15 protein-coding genes and 1 pseudogene are annotated in these 18,418 nt (G+C 52.8%); 8 read left to right on the forward strand and 8 right to left on the reverse strand.

Annotated features, from left to right (window positions below):
- Positions 1-347: 347 nt before the first annotated feature.
- The 6 genes from AC19YY_RS30500 to AC19YY_RS30525 all read right to left on the reverse strand — a co-directional run bounded on the left by AC19YY_RS30500 (position 348) and on the right by AC19YY_RS30525 (position 6,729).
- Entirely contained in the window at positions 348-752 is a 405-nt protein-coding gene (locus tag AC19YY_RS30500; protein WP_197881985.1) for a type 2 periplasmic-binding domain-containing protein, read from the reverse strand.
- Between the two features lie 11 nt (positions 753-763).
- On the reverse strand, positions 764-1,921 hold the full coding sequence (locus AC19YY_RS30505) for a hypothetical protein (RefSeq protein WP_274129097.1): 1,158 nt from the start codon (positions 1,919-1,921) through the stop codon (positions 764-766).
- Between the two features lie 27 nt (positions 1,922-1,948).
- A complete protein-coding gene (locus AC19YY_RS30510; protein WP_274129095.1) occupies positions 1,949-3,568 on the reverse strand; it encodes a methyl-accepting chemotaxis protein in 1,620 nt (539 codons plus the stop codon).
- Between the two features lie 674 nt (positions 3,569-4,242).
- Positions 4,243-4,899 carry an NADPH-dependent FMN reductase gene (locus AC19YY_RS30515; protein WP_169907389.1) on the reverse strand — a complete coding sequence of 219 codons (657 nt, stop codon included), beginning with the start codon at positions 4,897-4,899 and terminating at the stop codon, positions 4,243-4,245.
- 375 nt (positions 4,900-5,274) lie between these two features.
- Positions 5,275-5,649, reverse strand: a complete 375-nt coding sequence (locus tag AC19YY_RS30520; protein WP_169905000.1) for a nuclear transport factor 2 family protein — start codon at positions 5,647-5,649, stop codon at positions 5,275-5,277.
- A 72-nt stretch (positions 5,650-5,721) separates the two neighbouring features.
- Entirely contained in the window at positions 5,722-6,729 is a 1,008-nt protein-coding gene (locus AC19YY_RS30525) for an alpha/beta hydrolase (protein ID WP_169905002.1), read from the reverse strand.
- A 556-nt stretch (positions 6,730-7,285) separates the two neighbouring features.
- On the opposite strand from AC19YY_RS30525, the gene AC19YY_RS30530 reads away from it, so the two are divergent.
- Positions 7,286-7,471, forward strand: a complete 186-nt coding sequence (locus AC19YY_RS30530; protein WP_274129091.1) for a hypothetical protein — start codon at positions 7,286-7,288, stop codon at positions 7,469-7,471.
- 561 nt (positions 7,472-8,032) lie between these two features.
- Here AC19YY_RS30530 and AC19YY_RS30535 read toward each other — a convergent pair.
- On the reverse strand, positions 8,033-8,485 hold the full coding sequence (locus tag AC19YY_RS30535; RefSeq protein WP_169905006.1) for a winged helix-turn-helix transcriptional regulator: 453 nt from the start codon (positions 8,483-8,485) through the stop codon (positions 8,033-8,035).
- 159 nt (positions 8,486-8,644) lie between these two features.
- On the opposite strand from AC19YY_RS30535, the gene AC19YY_RS30540 reads away from it, so the two are divergent.
- The 6 genes and pseudogenes from AC19YY_RS30540 to AC19YY_RS30565 all read left to right on the forward strand — a co-directional run.
- A complete protein-coding gene (locus tag AC19YY_RS30540; protein ID WP_169905130.1) occupies positions 8,645-9,280 on the forward strand; it encodes an NADPH-dependent F420 reductase in 636 nt (211 codons plus the stop codon).
- A 46-nt stretch (positions 9,281-9,326) separates the two neighbouring features.
- Entirely contained in the window at positions 9,327-10,295 is a 969-nt protein-coding gene (locus tag AC19YY_RS30545; RefSeq protein ID WP_169905008.1) for an SDR family oxidoreductase, read from the forward strand.
- Between the two features lie 47 nt (positions 10,296-10,342).
- Positions 10,343-11,284, forward strand: coding sequence for an SDR family oxidoreductase (locus AC19YY_RS30550; protein ID WP_274129087.1), 942 nt, complete (start codon positions 10,343-10,345; stop codon positions 11,282-11,284).
- Positions 11,285-11,378: 94 nt separating this feature from the next.
- Positions 11,379-11,999 carry an NADPH-dependent F420 reductase gene (locus tag AC19YY_RS30555; protein ID WP_274129085.1) on the forward strand — a complete coding sequence of 207 codons (621 nt, stop codon included), beginning with the start codon at positions 11,379-11,381 and terminating at the stop codon, positions 11,997-11,999.
- A gap of 87 nt (positions 12,000-12,086) precedes the next feature.
- Positions 12,087-12,503, forward strand: coding sequence for a nuclear transport factor 2 family protein (locus tag AC19YY_RS30560; RefSeq protein WP_169905012.1), 417 nt, complete (start codon positions 12,087-12,089; stop codon positions 12,501-12,503).
- A 313-nt stretch (positions 12,504-12,816) separates the two neighbouring features.
- A pseudogene (locus AC19YY_RS30565) lies at positions 12,817-13,665 on the forward strand (transposase); the annotation flags it as partial.
- Positions 13,666-14,547: 882 nt separating this feature from the next.
- Here the strand turns inward: AC19YY_RS30565 and AC19YY_RS30570 are convergent.
- Positions 14,548-15,972 carry an aldehyde dehydrogenase family protein gene (locus AC19YY_RS30570; protein WP_169905014.1) on the reverse strand — a complete coding sequence of 475 codons (1,425 nt, stop codon included), beginning with the start codon at positions 15,970-15,972 and terminating at the stop codon, positions 14,548-14,550.
- Between the two features lie 1,082 nt (positions 15,973-17,054).
- On the opposite strand from AC19YY_RS30570, the gene AC19YY_RS30575 reads away from it, so the two are divergent.
- Positions 17,055-18,356, forward strand: coding sequence for an MFS transporter (locus tag AC19YY_RS30575; protein ID WP_308935870.1), 1,302 nt, complete (start codon positions 17,055-17,057; stop codon positions 18,354-18,356).
- Positions 18,357-18,418 lie beyond the last annotated feature (62 nt).

Raw genomic sequence — 18,418 nt, forward strand, 5'->3', positions numbered from 1 at the left:
TAAGCGCTTCGACTTCAAATGCCCAATCGAAGTTATGGGCGAGGTGATGCAGAAGGCCATGGCTATGCGGCATGATGCTCCAGCTTCAATTCAATGACCGTGTTGCACTCAGCTCCTGCAACCGCCAGGTGTAACACAGCTAAATACTGCAAAATGAATAAGATCTACTGATGCGTCAATCGAGCAAACCAGAACTACATCTCTAAATATTGTTGCATTTTATGTACGCTGGTTCTCGTAAAGCGATTTAACAGCGGCGGACATAATTACATATTTCAAAAAGACCAAACGGCATTATTTACGCTGATTTCGAGCTCGCATCAAAAATTTCATTTGTATTATCGTGCTTAGGGAAGAATGAAAAGAATTTTAACTTTTTCTGTAGCTGAAGCTCTATCGATATAGCCGATAGCATCAGGCTCAGTGCTTATCTTAGCAACCACAGCAGCATCGTCAGCAACACTTGGAAGCGGTTGACCTTTGCCGGTAAAAACCAGTCCCGACCAATACGATTTTAATTGTGACTCGTTTTTATTTACAATTGCGCCATAGAACTTTTCCTTAGCGGGAGGCCAGTCCTTCTGGTCAATTCCTTTAAGGGACTTATCTTTACCCAGGAAAATGTTCGCTACGTCGGATTGCGAAGGTGTGACGCTGGCCCCAAGATTTACTATTACTGCAACTTCGGCTCGTGCTGCATTGACAGAGAAAATCAGAATGCAAACGCCAAGAGCACTATTAAACGTTTTCATGGGAGTTCTCCTTAGAATACAAAGTCCACGCCGACACTGATAATGTCGCCGTCATAGTTGCGCGAAGGAACTCCCGAAACCCCATTAGTTGCGGCGTTAACTGCATGATCGTAGTTTTCCTGAGCACTCTCGACGAACACACCATTGTATTTCCCGCTCGTATCGACTCGCTTGTACTCACCTTTGACAATTATGGTAGGTGTAATATTGTAGTTCAAGCCATAAGTCCAAGAACCTTGACGACCATTATCCTCATCTAACTGAGCATAAGTGACGTGCGCCAGAAAATTGCCATAACGGCGGCCACCCATAAGGTAAAAAGCTTTGCTGGCTACATTACCGTCAGCTTCGATGACGCGACGAGTAAGCTCATTAGAGGTAAGCCAAGTACCATTGTCGTACTGGTAGCCGACCGATGTAAACTTACCTTTTTGCTTGCTCAGTTTACCAAAATTAACATCGGAACGATCACCCGACGAAGTGGTTACGACGGAGTTGTAGACGGAGTCAATATCAGCTTCAGTGTAGCCTACACGCAGTGTACCGAAACTATTTGTAGCAAGACTGATGTTGGTAGCAAAGATCTTCTTATAATCAATGTCGTACAGCTTGCCTAATCCGAAAATATCACGATTCACGGCCTGGCCAGCCGCGACTTGGAAAGTCACGGAACCAACCGATATTGGCATTGTATACAAGGCGTCAGCACCTTCGTAATTGCTAAGCTGGACCTGACTATAAACTTCGTCAGGTAGCCGTAACCACGGGTAGGTAAAACCCACATCCAGCGTTTCGGAATACATGTAAACGGGGTTGCGAAGGCGACCGGCGCGCAACATCAAACGGTCAGTGGTTTGCCAGGACAGATAAGCCCACTCTAGATTGGCCTTCCAGTTATCTTGTTGGGGCTTGACGGTGACTTGCAACGTAACACCGACGGTGTCAGTAATACCGTACTGGATTTGGCCGCCCAATTTAGACAATTGATCGCCACGCCACGAGTCATTTGTCTGGCCCGTTACACCGTAGGCACGTCTGCTGTCTTCTCCTCCTAAATGCGTAATACCTGCAGTACCGAAGCCATTCAGGCGATATTCACCTTGTTCCAACGCAAAGGAAGATGTACTCAATAGACATGCGGAGAGACCGAGGAATCGAATATTTCTCATTTATTGATGCTCTTCGGGTTGCAAGGGTTAGACACGAAATTGCACTGTAGCCGCGCGTAAATGATCTCCGGTACTTACTAACTGCTCGCCAAGACGCGCGGTGGCATCGGCCCCATGCGTGGTGGTTTGGGTATCCCTCTGCAGTACTTCTGTATCTTTCTGAATTGAGTCAGACAGACTAATCTGCTCTTGGGTAAACTGAGCAATACCAGCATTAAGTTCATTGATCTGAAGAACTGACTTGGTAATGACTTCCAGGGTACGGGTAGCCTCCACTGAACGTTTAATGCTAGCCTCGGCTTTTTCCCCATTTAGGGTCATCTCGCTCAGAACACCATTTGCGCTTTGTTGTAAGCGTTGAATAATATTTTGAATTTCTGCTGTTGAGATAGCCGTCTTTTGGGCCAAATTGCGCACTTCGTCAGCCACTACGGCAAAGCCACGACCTTGCTCTCCAGCACGAGCGGCTTCGATAGCGGCATTGAGAGCCAGCAAGTTTGTTTGTTCGGCAATGTTGCGTATAACCGTCAGTACCGAACCGACTTGTTGAGTTTCCTCTTTCAACTGCTGCATCGCCTGTACCGAGCCCAACACACTACCGCCCAAATCACTGACGCTGGAGGACAAGCTACCGATATTCTGCCGCGCAGCTTCGGCTTGTTTCGAGGCTGCCGCGGCCTCCTCCGAAGCTTGCTGCGAGCGACGTGCCACCTCCTGGATGCTCTGCGTCATAGCGGAGATGTCGCGGCTGATAGAATCAGTGCGGTCTTGCTGAGAACGCGTGTTTTCTTCTGTGTCTTGGGTTAGGCGATACAACTCTTTGGACATTTGACCCAAAGGGCTAGCCGCGTTTATGATTTGCCGCATAGTGCCCTGCAACTTGTCGAGGAAGTCGTTAAAAAGCTTGATCATCACTCCTATTTCGTCGTGTGTTTCTACGTTGACACGCCGGGTAAGATCGCCGTCTCCACTTGCAATAGATTGAAGGGACGTGATAACTCCATGAACGTTATTCATGACGCGACGGATCACAATCAACGAACCGGTACTTACCAATAGCGCCAACATGATACTTAGACCAAAACCCACTCGAGTGGTCGTAGCATTTTCGGTACGTGTTTTTGCTAAATTCGTTTGAAAATCCTCATAAGCGTGCTTGCGGAATAAATCTCCGGCTTTCTGCGCTTGATCTAAATCGCTCGCCATCCGGCCTAGGCTTGGACGCAGGTCTTCAAAGGCAGCGCCTTTTAACAATTGCTCAGTCGCCGAAAATGCGTTTTCTGTGTAATTCTTTACGGCTGCAATCCAAATGATAAGCTCTTGATTTCGTTGGTATTGCTCTTGGGTCAAGCTTTGTAATGTTCGCTGCTTAATACTAATCTCGTCCAACACTTTTCGCGTTTCATGAAAGGTTTCCACTTCTCCAGCGGCAACTGCGCTATTCAGTAGACCAGGAATGCGCGAGAACTGGAAAATCACCGCATCGGCGCTTTCGAGAGTCGGATAACTTTGCTTTTCTAAAGCCACAAGCCGGATGTCATTATTGTCAAGCTGTATGGCGGTAAATGCCACGAATAGCAATAGACCGACAAGTGCCACAATAGGCGGCAAAGAGAGCTTGAATGTAAGCGATATACTTTTCAGCATGAATAAAGCTCCCCCCTCAGGACTCATGGCAGGGCAAAATGACAATAAGATCTACGTTTTTTCATTACCGCAAAATCAAAATCCCTGTAATTCTCCTATTACTACAATGCAAAACATGACCAGCCATGAGTGCTCAGTGAGTGCTGGTTAATACTTAAGCACCAAGCACAACAAGAAGGACTCAGTTGACAAAAAATCGCTGAATATTGTAGGAGCTTCAATTCCAGACATTGAACTACAATTCGACTGTTGTCACTATTGCAGATGAGCAACCCTCAACTTGGCATTGCTCGCAGGCAACGGTGATATTCGTGACATTCTAGTAATCATGGTACCGGGAAAATATATCCGGCACGGACTAAGCAGAGTACAAGGTAACCTTGCGCGTAGTGAAAACATTAAGAGCGCCCCCAATACCCTCCATATGTGGAATCTATAACAGCTAAGTCCTTGCCAATTAAACTACGCGACAATCAATTGAACATCGATACCAGAAGTACAATAGACTTTACGGCCATATACGCTGAGATGAACGTAGGCGCCCAGTCGACTGTGTGTTCCTGCTTCAACTTGAAACAGGAAGTGACAGCCAGAAATAAACATGCCAAAACCGCCACATAAAAACAGGCGAAGCAACACTTTACTAGACTATTTTCAGCCGGAGCGCAGGGATATTAACTATGATTTTTATCAGTACAGCTGAAGCTCATCACTTGCTGCGCTACCAGTGCCAGCGAGGAAGCAGCGGAACTATCGGAGCAAGTCCCGTCTTCAGCGAATCGGCTCTCCAAGGTGTTGAAACCAGCGCCAAACGGAGTCGGCCAGCCACGCAAAGCGTGAACGATAGTCCGCAGGGATGCCAACGTAGCGCCTGTCGCTTGCCAACCATAGGCCGTGACAATAAGCCCCACAGGTCGGCTGTGCAGATAGGGACGTTTATCCTTAGAGGTCTCTTCAAGCAGGTCAAGCGCGTTTTTCACCAAGCCTGATAGGCCACCATGGTAAGCAGGACTGGCAATAATTAAACCATCAGCGCTCCGTACAGCTTCGATGAATTCCCTTTCTGCGTCGTTGCGCTCTGAAGCAGGGTCATACATCGAAAGGGATGCGAGGAAAGGACCATCGAATAATATCGTCCGGGCTCCCTGCTCTTCGGCTGCTTTCAGCGCCATGCGTAATGCACGCTCTGTCGACGAGCCTGGTCGAGTTGTTCCGCCAATACCGACGATTAATTGGTGCGCGGGTTCACTAACGTAATTATCAACCTTCTCGGTCACGTTAGTAGCACCCACGTGCAGCTTTGCTGTTGCCTCTCTCAGTATTTTTTGCATTGTCATCATCCGCTTCAATACCACGTAGATATTTATTTACAGACAGAAACACTAAAATTCGCTTGATGCGCGAGTGGCAACTTAAAAGATGCCGTATGCCGCACATGGAAAATCCAATATTTATTATTAATTATCTTCGACGCCTAAACAAACCGCTCAAGCGCGCCATCGAAAATTTAATAAATAACACAGGCTGCCAATATTCTTTTTTAATGGCAAAAGCCCTCGTCCACTAGCAAGCTAGCATTTATCATATTTAACCATGAGTTGCATATGAATCTAAGGTAGCAACACGCTCCGCCACCAGAAAAACTTAACAGGCTTTCAGAACAGCCGTTAGCCGACTCGGAAGCACTCGCGAGTGTGGCATTACAATTATGTCTTTTGTTTATAGTAAGTGTCTTTTTTGACGATCAATCCGTCTTCAAACTCCCATAGATCGCAGCCAATTGTATCAATGATCTCGCCACCAGGAGTCGTGCCCCGGACACGCCATTCACTCAATGCCTTATTGCCAAAAATCCAATTCTTTCCTTCGGTCCACTGAATATCAGGGGAATCTGCGAATCGTTTGGCGAGTGCGGCTCGTATCGTGTCCCGGCCACGCAAGGTTGTTCCGACAGCCTCTTTACCAGCGGGAGACAACATAACGCCTTCAGGCGCGAAGAAGCTAATGACAGCATCGGCATCATGATTGTTGAATGCGGCGATGATTTCATCAAGACGTGCAGCAGTAATCGATTCCGGCATCACAAATACTCCTAAATGGCGGTTAATTGGCTAGTAACCCAACGCACTCAAAACTTTAAACTGGACGATGTCTCAGACACTAGCCTTTGTTGTGATTCGGAGCCCTTCTGACTCCTCAATCTGAAGCCTCAGCACAGCGAGATAGTCCGCAATATCACCGTTACTGGAAGGGATGGCCTTGCGCAGATTGACGAAACCATGAATGTTGCCGATCGCTTCCCGGAAAGTAACCGATACGCCTTCTCGAATCAGCGCCGCTGCATAAGCACGGCCCTGATCGCGCAGCGGATCGAGACCTGCCGTCAATATCACAGCAGGCGGCAATCCTTTGAGATCTCCCTTCATCGGCACCGCTCGGTAACTTGATGCGTCAGCGCAATAATGAAATTGCATCCACTGCATACCTACCCGCGTAAGCAAGAATCCTTCAGCGAACTCTTGATAAGAAGGATACTGCTCCCCCTCATCCGTGGACGGATAGATCGGCGCCTGCACGATCACCGGTACTTGCGCAGGTCGATCCCGTAAGTCCATTGCTGCAACAATCGTCAACGTGCCACCTGCACTGTCACCGCAAAGCACAAGGCTTGTTACAGAGCGGCCCAGCAGTGCTGGGCTTTGCGCAACCCAACGCGCAGCAGCTTCACAATCGTCGGGTGCGGCTGGCCACTTCCCCTCAGGCGCACATCGATACTGAACGGAAACCACCGGCAGATCCAACACGCGGCTCATCTCGGCGCAGAAACCCGCATGACTATCGAGATCGCCAAAAACAAATCCCCCTCCGTGATAAAAAACCACGACTGGACCGGCGCTACGATTTGCACGCACATCAAACAACCGCCCGGGAATCTCGCCAGCAGGAGTCGGGATTAAAAAATCCTTTGTTTCCGCGAGCTTGCCAACCGGCAAATCACAGATGCCAGCCCGTTTGCTGTACCACGCCCGCATGGCCTGCGGTGACATATCGCCACCGGTCTGTGACTCAGGACGAGCATTGTTCCAGGCCAGAAACTCGGCGGCGTCTGGACGGACGTACGGGACGGATTTGGTATGACCTTTAAGCACTGCGTCGTTCATTTAGGTTGCTCCCTCTGCCTGAAGTCGGTGAAATCTTCGACCGTGATTGCTTGTGGGAAACATAACAGACGTTATCTGACATAACAACTGTAATGTAAAATCACTTCTACCCCTCCCCCGTTACCTGCGCCCAATTTCAGCAGCGTCTCCTGCAGCGGATCTCCACTCACCTTAACGCGGTTGATATCTGCCCTCCTCTACGATCGCCCCAAGCCTATAGGCTCTGGATTTCTGCAAGACGGTTTCAGCCGAGTGCCCCCTAATCCGCGAACCAAGGTTATGGGCCATAGCGCGAACCTAAAATCACTGGTGGTAAAGACGTACGGATGGCACTCGATCCCATGGGCGGAACCGAGGTTGCCAACATTCTGCGCTCACTGTTGTTTGTAGGAGTCTTCTTACAATACGGGGATCTGGATACGGGCGATCTCAGCGTTCCAGTTTCGGATATGCACAGGAAGGATTTAACCATCTGCGGCGACCAGCAGTTCGAGATCATCGAAGACCTAGCACGTTTGCCAAGCGCAGCGAGCAGAAGAGACTGGGTCGAGCCGGTTTGCTCGATGACTTGCTCGCCACTCTTTTCGCGGCTATCGAAGCCGAGCTGCAGGCGGTCAATCCGCAGACCGCACTGGCCGAGCCACTTCAACAGTACAAGCGCACTCAACCGCTCAAGCAGTTCCCGTGCCCGCAGTACATCACGACAGGAAAACACTCGGTGCGCTTGCGACTGCCAGCTTGAGCACATAGGCGAAGACGTCAGCGAGGACCTCGATTTCACGGCTGCCCCGCTTACCGTTGAGTAGCACGTGTGCGTAAGCGCATAGACTTGGCCACCTGGTTGTGTTGCCACTGACCAGTCAATTGCTCCCGGTCTGATCAACCGTTTGCATTCGACTTGACCAGCAAACACCGTAGTGACTACTGACGGAGAACGACCTGTTGCTGCCGATCGCAAACGACCGCGCTGGGGGAGTGTTCTGGCCTCCTCGTTTAGCTCTCGAAGCCCCCCGATACACAGCTGCGATGACGCCGAGCAAGACGCTATTCAAACGGTATGGCAAATGGCGCTGGTAATTCATGTCAGCAAACAACCAGGCTAACGATCATCCCTACTTTGATCCACATGCCGAGAATGTCGTGGAGTTCAGGTCGTGGCTTTAGCGCCTGGCCGGATCCTCACCAAAGAAGCTCAGCGTGCCTGTCTCAGCTCGTGATTTCTATCAGTGCCAGTTGACCGGGGCTCGGAAAAGACCGTTCTGGTTGCGAGGTTTCCGACCTCGTTTTTCGCTTGCCGTCTGCTTCATTCGTTAATCTCAGGAAACATACATCCGCCATTACGGACCAACGCCTTGACCTCTTCGGTTACCTGCGTGGGGCTTTGACTCAATCGAGTAATGAACGCCTTGAGGCCCCGTACGTACGACTTCGAATCGTGCTTCGCGCTCCAAAGGACGATGCTGAGCACGATGGGAATGAGGTCTAGGCCCTTCTCAGTCAGCGTGTAGAAGTCCTTGCGCCTGTCGTCGGGGCTGGGCGCCTTCGAGAGAACGCCTTGCTCCTCAAGAAAGGCAAGTCGGGAAGCGAGAACATTGGTCGCGATTCCCTCTTCCGATTTCAGGAAGTCGCCATACGTCTTCTTTCCCACAAAAACGATGTCGCGAATGATCAAGAGCGACCATCGGTCGCCAAAGATCTCCACGCCGTAGTTCACCGCGCAATGGGATCGAAAGTCTTCTTTAAGAATTGTCTTCATGGCTGAATCTTAGCATCGCTTGCATGGCGCAAGTAATTTTCTATATGTTGCTTGCTTTTTGAAAGTGAAACGACCAGCATGGCTAGCACGTTGATCGCGGTCGCCGGAATGCGCCGGCAGTCTTGAATGATCAACCCCATAGCTGTAAGGAAACTGCGCATGAGCACTATCAGCATCATCGGCTCAGGTGGCATGGCCGCAGCAATCGGCGGCCTTGCCGCCAAGGCCGGACACACCGTCCAGGTGTTGAGTCGTGACGCCGCCAAGGCGCGGGCTCTGGCCGAGCAGATCGGAGCCGGTGCTACGTCAGGAACGTTCGGCGCAGGCCCCACCGGGGATATTGTCATCCTGGCGGTTCCCTACTCCGCCGCTCTCGACGTGGTGAAGCAATACGGCGAAGCACTGGCAGGCAAGCTTCTTGTTGACATCACCAACCCCGTCGCCCCCGATCTCACAAGCTTTGTGACCCCTCAGGACAGTTTCGGCGCACAGGAGATCGCCAACGCCGCCCCTGCTCGCGCCGAAGTCGTCAAGGCGTTCAACGCCCACTTTTCCCACGTCCTGGCCGCCGGTACGTTCGTGGGGCACCCGCTGGACGTGTTCATCGCCGGGGACGGCGCACAGGCGAAGGCGCGCGTTTCGGCGCTCATCAAAAGCCTCGGACTGCGCCCGCTGGACACTGGGCCGCTGCTTATGGCTCGAACGCTGGAGCACGTCTGTCTGCTGTCGCTGGGCCTCATGACCCACTCGGTCAAAAACACCCATTTCGCGATCGGCGTCAGCCTTCCTGGCTGAGCGCAGGCGCACGTCTCGTATCACACGGCTCAGAAGGACCAATAACATGCTCGTTTTCGTCACCGGCGGCACCGGCCACGTCGGTTCGTACGTCATCCCCGACCTCATCACCGCCGGCCACGAGGTCGTCGCTCTGGCAAGGTCAGACGCGTCCGCAGCAGCGGCGTATGCACTCGGCGCCAAGGTGCATCGTGGAGATCTTGCCGACCTCGAGGGGCTCAAGGCGGCGGCGGTCGAGTCCGACGGCGTCATCCACCTCGGATACAGGGCTGAACTGCTTGGGTCCGGCGGGATCGCCGCCTTAGTCGAATCAGAACTCGCGACCGTCCTCGCGTTCGGCGAGGCGCTGGCGGGCACGGATAAGCCACTGGTCGTCGCAGGCAGTATCGGCACGCCGATGAACGTGGGCAGAGCGGCGCCTATCGGCGCACCGGTCAGTCTGGGCCGACCTGCGACCGAGGATGATCCTGCGCTACCGAGCGGCCCGATCGATTCAGGCACTCTGGTGGCACGCAATATCGTGGAAACCACCGTCGTGGCTCTCGCCGAGCGAGGTGTCAGATCGTCGGTCGTGCGGATTCCCACTCTCTTACACAGTGCGACCGGTCGCCTGCAGCTGATCATGCTCGCGAGAACAAAGGGTTTCGCCGGCTATCCGGGAGACGGCAAGAACCGCTGGCCCGCTGTGCACGCCCGCGACCTTGCCTCTCTGTTCCGCCTGGCGCTCGAGAAGGGGGCCGCAGGCAAAACCTGGCACGCGATCGGAGACGAGGGAATCCCGTTCCGCGAGATCGCCGAGGCTATAGCCGCTCGCCTGGGAATACCCGCCGTGAGCATCCCCGCCGACGAACTGATGCTGCCGGGCTACTTTGGCTTCCTGGCGGCAGTGGCCGCGCTAGACCTCCCCGCGTCGAACGCCATCACCCGCCAGGCTCTTGGCTGGGACCCCGTTCAGCCCGGTCTGATCGAGGACCTGGACAACGGCCATTACTTTGCTCCGGCTGATTTGAGCTGACGACGGGGCGCTGACGCCAATGGCCATCACCCACAAGGAGCGCGCATATGCACGTTTTTGTTACCGGCGGCACCGGCCATTCCGGTCCGTACATCATCTCCGATCTTATCGCCGCCGGCCATGAGGTCACCGCCCTGGCTCGATCCGACAAGGCCGCGGCGCAGGCTGCTGCGCTCGGCGCCAAGGTACGTCGCGGCAATCTCGAGGATCTCGACGGGCTAAAGGAAGCGGCCGCCGCCTCGGACGGCGTCATTCACCTCGCACACCGGCAGGACCTGATTCCAACCGGCGGGATCAACGCCGTTGCGGCCGCGGAGCTTGAGATCATGCTCGCCTATGGCGAAGCGCTGGCCGCAAGCGCAAAGCCGTTGGTCGTGTCTGGAAGCGTCGGCTCGCCCGTATGGGAGGGCCTGGGTCGGCCGGCCACCGAGGAGGATCCGCCCCTTCCCGGCGGCGATCCGTACAACAATACCCTGCGGGTTCGCAACATCGTGGAAACCACGGTGATCGGTCTCGCCGAAAAGGGCATACGGTCGTCTATCGTGAGGATCCCTGAGATCATGCACAGCTCCACCGATAACGCCGGCTTCCTTCCGTTATTGATCGGGCTGGCCAAGGAAAAGGGGGTCGTCGGCTACCCCGCAGACGGTGCCAACCGTTGGGGGGCCGTGCATGCCCGTGACCTCGCCAGCGTGTTTCGTCTGGCGCTGGAAAAAGGTGCCGCGGGCAGAAGCTGGCATGCAATCGCCGAAGTGGCTATACCGTACCGCCAGATCGCCGAAGCCATTGCCACCCGGTTGAATCTGCCGGCCGTGTCTATTCCCGCGGACGTGCTGATGCTGCCTGGCTACTTCGGGTTCCTTGCGAATCTGGTCACGCTGGACACCCCGACATCTAACGCCATCACGCGCCGGGTTCTTGGCTGGGAGCCGACCCAGCCCGGACTCTTCGCCGATCTTGATAGCGTTCATTACTTCCCGGCCGCCTGATGATGTGACGGCACACCGGCGGGTGCCCAAGCCGCGACGGCGTAACCCGCCCGCAAAAGCTGAAAAATACCAGATTTGAGAACGGAGACTGCACATGAGCACTATCAGCATCATCGGTTCGGGAGGCATGGCCACGGCGATCGCCGGCCGTATCGCCAAGGCCGGACACACTGTCGAGGTGGTCAGCCGCGATCACGCCAAGGCGCAGGCGCTTGCCGACAAGCTCGCATCCGCAGCGATCACCGGGACTTACGGCGCGACTCCGGCGGGCGACATTGTCATTCTCGCCGTGCCATACACCAATGCGGTGGCGGTACTGGCCGACTTTGGCAAAGCGCTCGAGGGTAAGGTGATCATCGATATCACCAACCCGGTCGCTCCCGATCTCTCGGGCCTCGTCACCCCCCACGGCAGTTCCGGCGCGCAGGAAATCGCCAAGGTCGCCCCGACCAGCGCGCATGTCGTCAAGGCGTTCAATACCCTCTTCGGCCACGTACTGGCCAAGGATAAACGCCTCGACGCGTTCATCGCGGCGGACGATGCGCACGCCAAGGCGCGCGTCTCGACCTTCCTCGAGAGTCTCGGGCTGCGTCCGTTGGATGTCGGCAACCTGCAGATGGCCCAGTCGCTCGAGTGGCTCGGTCTGATGATGATCGGCCTGGCTAAAAACGGCGCCGGCACCTGGGACATCGCCATGAATGTCGATATCGGCTGAATCACCGACACCACGTCCTCACCAGCAGGCCAACAATGTGTCGGGTTAGATCGGACACGATCCTGGATAAGGAAATGGAAAATTTCGATGAGCACACAAGAGAACGTCCAGATTGTTAAGCATTTTTTTGCGGCCATGGCCCGCAGCGATAAGCCAGGTCTGCAGGCGTTGTCTGCCGAAGATATCGAGTGGATCATTCCTGGCGAGGGCTGGCCGCTGGCCGGCACGCACCGCGGGCACCAGGGATTGGAGGATTTGCTTCAGAAGGCCTGCGAAATGGAAACTTCATTCCCAGACCCCACCGAATTTGTAGCGCAGGGAGATCGGGTTCTGATGGTCGGGTTCGTCACTGAAAAAGTTAAGGCCACGAACAGGACATTCGAGGACCATTTCGTCTTCGCCGTGATTGTTCGGAACGGCAAAGTGACAAACATTCGCGAATATATCGACACGCAAGCACTGGCACGGTCCTCAGTGATAGCGCGAGCTGTTGGCGCTAATTGAAACTGACCCACCTTGCCGAGTGAACATTGATACAGGGCGGATTGCTGATTTTGACTAACCCGAATGCGCGACTGGCGTACAGATTCATGTAGGAGATCTGGATGTGTCGAAAGGGGCCAACGATCGGCGGCCCTTCTTCGCTACAGTCAAATTGACAGGTTTCACCGAGTGAAGCGGCAGCGGTACAAAAGCGCGCAAACGCGTACAAGATTCGCAATGAATCGTCCCTGACTTTCGGTCATTTGATTGGCGACTTTGTTCGATTATGTTGAAAAAGTAGATCACCTGCCTGGCCGGCGGGAGGATTCGAGGCATGACGGGACAATTGTCGAGCGGAAAAGAGCGACTGTTTTATTCGTTCAGCATCAAAGATCACATCCCAGCCAATCACCTCCTGCGCGACATTCATCGATGCGTCACTATGAGCGGTCTCCTCGATTACCTCGCCGATTTCTTCAGCACGATTGGGCGTCCTTCGATTGGTCCGGAGCTGATGAATCGCCTGCTGATCGTGGGCTACTGCCAAGGTATTTGCTCCGAACGCAGATTGTACAAAGGCTCATTTGAGCCCGGCGTATCGCGGATTTTTCCGCTTGAGCCTCGAAGACTAAGTCCACGATCACTCTTCGTTTTCCAAAAAACGGCATTGCCGTTTCCGCTATGGTTCGCTGTTTCGATGGCTATTTGACGAGGTGCTACGTCGCTGCGTGGACGCAGGTTTGGTCAAGGACGAAGGCTTTGCTGTGGACGCCAACGTAATCAAAGCGGATGACCGGCGGCAACGTGACGTACCTGGGAACGAAGAGTTCAAGTCGAGCGATCCGTCTTTTAGTACTCGCGCCGTCCGTCAGTACTTTGAAGCGCTGGATGAAGAGGCTTTGACCGAAGTACTGCACAAGCATGTGTCGCTAACAGATCACCTCGCTCGTTGGACAGCAGTTTCATAAAGCCAAGCGTTCTGCGCTTACTCGACCAACTATATGATTGGTGTCGAACACGGCGTGCCCCTGAACGTAAAGCCGAAACCGGATCACCGAGCAGCCGAGCAGCCGAGGTCGAGGGCAACAAAACGATGATCGAGCGGGTCGAAGAATACTTAGATATCAAGCCAGATCGGCTCATCGGCAATATTGCTTACCGATGCAATCAGGTGGTCATATGGAATGCAATTTTGCATAATTTCGCGAGAAATGGGATCGCCGCAAGTACGAAGCACCGTTCCAGGCATCAGTACAAGCTCGGGGGATCAACAAGGGTATCCAGGCCGCAGCCTGGCTGGCCAACGTAATAGTCGCGAATGTTCCGAACACTCGACCATGAGCCAGCAAGGGACAATCTTTGTTCCTTAGGCTGACATTGGTCGCTCGACAATGGAGTAGTGGGTTGGGTAAACCAGCGTGTAGGTCCAGCTTTTGGTTAATGAGCTGCGAGATACGCTGGTGGACCAGGGCGTGATCTACCCCGATAAGACCCTGATTCAAAAAGCTCGCACTAGGCGAGTAGAAACGCCATCGGAATTGTGTTGGGACTACAGAATCACGGCATTATCGGTATTGAAGGCCTTGGTTTACGACTTAAACCAGAACCGACCTATGGATCGTCAACATCAAAAGCTCTGAATTACCGACTTAAGCGCGGGGTCGCAGAAACCGGGCGATAGCGATCATGAGACTGATTCCATCGGCACGCACGACCAAACATAATCGGTATGCCTATCTCAAGAACGTCCTCACTCGCCGACCGACCCAGCGGGCGAGAGGGATCTGAGTTACGCCGTATAAATGGACGCTCGTTTAGCCACGCAGGCTGTGTTCGGCGAACGCTTAACGATACAGAATCAAATGGGTAAATTGCTCGCCGTAGGTTAGAAAACGCGGCGTAGGAAAGTGCCCGCACCACCGTAATTGACCACTGAGGTTAAAGATCTGCCACATCCAGAGAAGGGAAAGTCGGTCTACCTTTCGCTCTCGACCTTCCCAAACCATTGCTCTCCTGGGCTCTAAATTTCTGCGCTATGCTAAAGAGCGCAAGTCATAATTTAGTGCTAAGCATAACCAAGAATGGACTTCGTTTCTAAAAACTCATGAAACCCAAATTCGCCCCATTCACGACCGTTTCCACTCATTTTATAGCCACCAAACGGAGCAGCGAAATCAGGATTGGCTCCATTAATAGTGATCTGACCAGCGCGCAACCTCAAAGCTATACTTCGCGCCTTTTCAACATCGGCGGACTGGACAAAACCGGATAGACCGTAAGGCGTATCGTTAGCGATATCGATCGCTTCATCAACCGTACTGTATCCTATGATAGACAGCACGGGACCAAAGATTTCCTCACGAGCGATAATCATATCGTTCGTGACATTTGCAAACACTGTAGGTTTTACAAAATAGCCTTTTTCAAGACCGTCCGGGCGTCCTGTCCCGCCGGCCACGAGAGTAGCACCTTCATCTAAACCCGCCAGGATCAGCTTTTGGATTTGATCGAATTGCGTCTTGTTCACTACTGGGCCAAGTTGATTATTGCCAATCGGGTCACCCACGGTAATAGCAGATACAACCTTGCGAGTAATTAATATAGCCTCCTCCATTCGTGCCTGTGGTACCAGCATACGACTAGGTGCATTACAAGACTGACCCGAGTTCATCATCATGGCAGTTACGCCACGCGTAACTGCCGCGCCAAATGCCTCGTCATCTAGAATGACGTTAGCGCTCTTACCGCCGAGCTCTTGCGCTACACGCTTCACGGTAGGCGCAGCGGCTTTGGCGACCTCGATGCCCGCTCGAGTCGATCCGGTGAACGAAACCATACTCACCTCCGGATGGCTGGAAATTGCCGCACCCACTGTTGGTCCATCACCATGGATAAGGTTAAAAACACCGGCGGGGACCCCCGCTGCATGCATGATCTCGGCAAAGATGTGCGCACTAAAAGGTGACACTTCAGACGGTTTCAGCACCATTGTGCAGCCAGTAGCAATCGCCGGAGCCACCTTGCAAACCAGTTGATTCATCGGCCAGTTCCATGGCGTGATAAGACCACAGACACCGATAGGCTCTTTTACAATAAGCGTTTTGCCGCGCTCCTCGCGAAACTTAAAGTTTCTTAGAACTTCCACGGCACTCATCAGGTGAGCCATGCCCACAGGCACTTGAGCACTCTGAGAGAGACTCATTGGGGCCCCCATCTCCTCTGTGATGGCCTTAGCTAAATCGCCAAAACGTTTCTGGTACTCCATCAAGATACGCTGCAAAACCTTAATCCGCTCCTCGGGTTTCGTGTTCGACCACGGGCCAAACGCTTTCTTAGCGGCTTTACAAGCTTTATCCACATCGGCGGCCGAACCTAGTGCGATTCGTCCAACGATCTCCTCATTCGCCGGGTTCTCGATATCAAGAGTCTTCAGCGCCTCAGAAGGTTCCACCCACTGCCCATCAATGTAAAACTTAAGGTATTCACGCATTTAACTTCTCCCGATTAATCAACCACTAGAACGCCGATACCCTCCAAAACGTCTGGAGAGGACAGCAAAAGTGCTTACGTTTCGGCATCGCATCCTTTAACCGACACTTCAAGATCGTAACTTCTGCCAAATGCCGCCCATTGCGACTCCTTAGCCTGAAGCTTCAGTGCAGTAAGATAGTCTGCTATGTCGCAATTGACTTAAGAGTTTATTGTGCACGAGTTAACAAACCTATGAATGCTAACCACTGCATACCCGAACTGGTGAGCAGCCCCCTCTTGCGCACACTCGTAAAACTAAGTGTATAAGGCAGCATTTTCTGTGGACGGGAAAATCAGCGCCTACTGACCAATTTCGTAAACCCATCGCTATTATCAACGTACCATTGGCACTGTCACCGCAAAGCACAAGGCTTGTTACCGAACGACACAGCGCGCCTGGACCTTGCGCAATCCACCATGCGACGACTCCAAAACTGTCCCCCGCGGACGACCTCTTCCCCTTGGACACGCACCAATAACGGACAGAAGCTAACGATAGAAGCAAAACTTGGCTCATTTCGGCGCAGAAGCCGGCAGGGCTTTCGATGCTTCCAAAAACTAAACCTTCCCTCCGATAAAAGCTCACTGGATCTGCACTGCGGTTGGTCCGGGCATAAAATAAATCCGCGAGCGCTTCGTCATCAGTCGAACTCGGAGTGCACAAATCAGCTACCTGTAAAAGCTCACCAACGGACCGGTCACGCAGGCCCGACCGCTTGCCAGGGCGAGTTCTGACGGTCTGTGATGCAAAATTAATATCGAATTTTGGTTCCGAACGACTGACGTTCCACGCGACAAACTCCCCGGTTTCCGGAAGGGCGCAGCGAGAGCCGGGGGCATTGGTCTGAGTCACGCTCATTTCGGCCACTTTTTCAAAAGCCCACAGTCGGCGCAGGCGTCCGTAACACATCTCTCGTCGAAACATAACAGACGTTATGCCACATAACAAGCGTTATGCAATGGCCCGCTTCATGCATGTGCTGAATTTGTAGGCAAGCAGGCCTTATCGGCTGCCTATCAATTGATAGATACGCACTTTTTTTGACCGGTTCAGAATTAAGGGCTTTTGAAATGACACTGTTGACAGAAGGCAAATGTAGTGATTTGATCAAATTAAGTTATGCATCCCCAGGGACTGAGGCGGGCGCGGGAGTTATTAAACCCGAGCACCGCCAAAACACTCCATGCATCTATCAAAATAAAAAATGGGAGCGACAGATGAACGTGGTACTACATACACTAAAGAAGAAAAAACTTGGGATTGTCACTCGAACTTGTTTCGCGGTCGGAGGAATACCTTCAGGTTTTCTCATTGCACTGACCAGTACCTTCGTATTGGTTTTCTATAGTAATGCGCTTCATCTTCCTGCCAGTCTAATTGCCTTAATCCTCGGCGTTACTCTGGTTGTGGATGCGATCATGGATCCGTTTATAGGTTACCTTTCGGACAACTTTAACTCACGCTTCGGCCGTCGTCACGGTTTCATGTACTTGGCCATCTTACCGACGGCTCTATTCAATTATGCTATTTGGGCTCCCCCACTCAACCTTGAGGGACTGAGCTTAGCTTTGTACCTTCTGATAATGCTCATCGGCATGCGTATTTCGTTGTCACTCTTCGAAGTTCCGAGTAGCGCATTACTTCCAGAAATGACGGAAGATTATGATGATCGCAGCCACCTTGCTTCGTCGAGGATTGCATTAGCTTGGATTGTTGTGCCCGCCTTTTCAGTTGCGGTCTATGGCTACTGGCTGAGCAGTACACCAGCTTTTCCGGATGGGCTTAGCAACCCTGAGGGCTATCGTCAAATTGGCTTCTGGTCATCTTTAATCGTCGCTGTCTCTATGATCATTTGCTCGGTCGGCCTCCATCCTATGATCCCACGCTTAGCAAAGCCATCGCCAGGTGGACGCACAGGTGTAGCAGCAATTTTCGAACGGTGGCGTTCCTCCTTTGCCGAGCCGACAATAGCCCCGCTCCTGTTTGCCTCCGCGGCAACTGCAACCGGATTTACAGTCTATGCCGCACTTTTCTCCTACCAATTCGGGTATTTCTGGAAGCTGAATTCCGACCAAATGGCAGGTACCCAACTTTTGTGGTTGCTAGATGGGGCCTTGGTGCTGCTGTCACCGCTTATTATCACTCGAGTTGGCGACAAGAAGTCCATCGCATTATGGTCGTTGATAGCTATCTGCTTAAGCGTAACGTTGCCTGTCGCGCTTTACTTCTCAGGTCTAATGACTGCGAACTCTTCTGTACCAGAGTTTGCGGTGCTTAGGGAAACTCTGAAAAAGACTTCCAAATCTGGTGAGATACGGCTGTCCCACGAACTGAACGGTTGAGCCCCGATGAAGCAAATGTCTTTCGCTGATGCCGAGTACGCAGGCAAACGTAAGCAGACCCG

It is taken from the genome of Pseudomonas sp. MF09156 (assembly GCF_059862305.1).